We start from the raw sequence: 1752 nt of genomic DNA on the forward strand, positions 1-1752 counted from the left end.
TGTTGCCGGGGGGGTCTTCGTGGATGGTGACGGCGGCTTGGGTGATGTGGGGGTGGGTGGTGAGGGTGGTTTCGATTTCGGCGGGTTCGATGCGGTAGCCGCGGATTTTGATTTGGTTGTCGGTGCGGGTGAGGTAGTCGATGGTGCCGTGGGGGGTCCAGCGGGCGAGGTCGCCGGTGCGGTACATGCGGGTGCCGGGGGTGCCGTGGGGGTTGGCGGTGAAGCGTTCGGCGGTGAGGTCGGGGCGGTGGGCGTAGCCGTGGGTGAGGCCGGTGCCGGCGATGTAGAGCTCGCCGGGGACGCCTGGTGGGGTGGGTTGGAGGTGGTTGTCGAGGATGTAGGCGTGGGTGCCTGACATGGGGGTGCCGATGGGTGGGGTGGTGGGTGGGGTGGTGGGTGTGGTGGTGGGGGGGATGGGGTGGGCGGTGGTGAAGGTGGTGGTTTCGGTGGGGCCGTAGACGTGGGTGATGTGGGTGTGGGGGGAGTGTTTGAGGGTGTGGTGGACGGCGTCGGGGTTGGCTTTGTCGCCGCCGAAGAGGATGTGTTGGAGGCCGTGGAAGGTTTCGGGGGTTTCGAGGGCGATGGTGTTGAAGAGGGCGGTGGTGAGGAAGGCGGCGGTGATGTGGTGTTGGGTGATGGCGGTGCGGAGGGTGTCGGGTTCGAGGTGGTTGCCGGGGGCGATGACGATGCGTCCGCCGTTGAGGAGGGGGGTCCAGGTTTCGTAGGTGGTGGCGTCGAAGGCGTGTGAGGAGTGCATGAGGATGGTGTGGTGGGCGGGGGTGGTGAGGTGGGGGTCGTTGGTGAGGTGGGTGATGTTGGCGTGGGTGGCGATGACGCCTTTGGGGTGGCCGGTGGTGCCGGAGGTGTAGATGGCGTAGGCGGGTTGGTGGGGGTGGGTGGTGTGGGTGGTGTGGGGTGGGGTGGTGGGGTGGTGGTGGGTGTGGTGGGTGAGTTGGTTGAGGGGGAGGGTGTGGGTGTGGGGGGTGGTGGGGGGGTTGGTGCGGTCGGTGATGAGGAGGGGGGCTTGGATGTTGTTGATGATCCAGGTGAGGCGTTCGGTGGGGTGGGCGTCGTGGAGGGGGATGTAGAAGCCGCCGGCTTTGGTGATGGCGAGTTGGGCGGTGATGAGTTCGGGGGTGCGGTCGAGGAGGAGGGCGACGGGGGTGCCGTGGGTGACGCCGTGGTGGTGGAGGTGGTGGGCCCATTGGTTGGAGAGGGTGTCGAGTTCGGTGTAGGTGATGTTGCGGTCGCCGGCGGTGATGGCGATGGCGTCGGGGGTTTGGGTGGCTTGGTGGGTGAAGGCTTGGGTGAGGGTGGTGGGGGGTTGGGCGGGTGTGCCTTGGCCCCAGTGGTGGAGCAGTTGTTCGCGTTCTTCGGGTCGCAGGATTTGCAGGTCCCCGAGACGCCGGTCCGGGTCAACGGCGAGAAGTTCCAGAACACGGGTGAGCCGTGCGCCGAGGGTGGCGACGGTACCGGCGTCATAGAGGTCCAGCGCGTATTCGATGTCTCCCGTGATGCCGGTGGGTTGGCCGTGGGTGTCGAAGGTTTCGCGGAGGTCCAGGAGGAGGTCGAATTTGGCCTGGTTGCCGGTGACGTCGATGGCGGTGGGGGTGATGCCGGGGAGGTTGAGGTCGGGTTGGGGGGTGTTCTGGAGGGTGAGCATGATTTGGAAGAGGGGGTGGCGGGCGAGGGAGCGTTGGGGGTTGAGGGCTTCGACGAGGCGTTCGAAGGGGATGTCCTGGTGGGTGTAGG

The 1752-nt window shown here is 66.8% G+C and carries 1 protein-coding gene; it reads right to left on the reverse strand.

Annotation, left to right across the window (positions count from 1 at the left end):
- Nucleotides 1-1752: amino acid adenylation domain-containing protein (locus ACIQGZ_RS29540; protein ID WP_402607810.1), on the reverse strand; the 1752-nt coding region annotated here is incomplete at both ends.

The organism is Streptomyces sp. NPDC092296, assembly GCF_044755465.1.
Classification (GTDB): domain Bacteria; phylum Actinomycetota; class Actinomycetes; order Streptomycetales; family Streptomycetaceae; genus Peterkaempfera.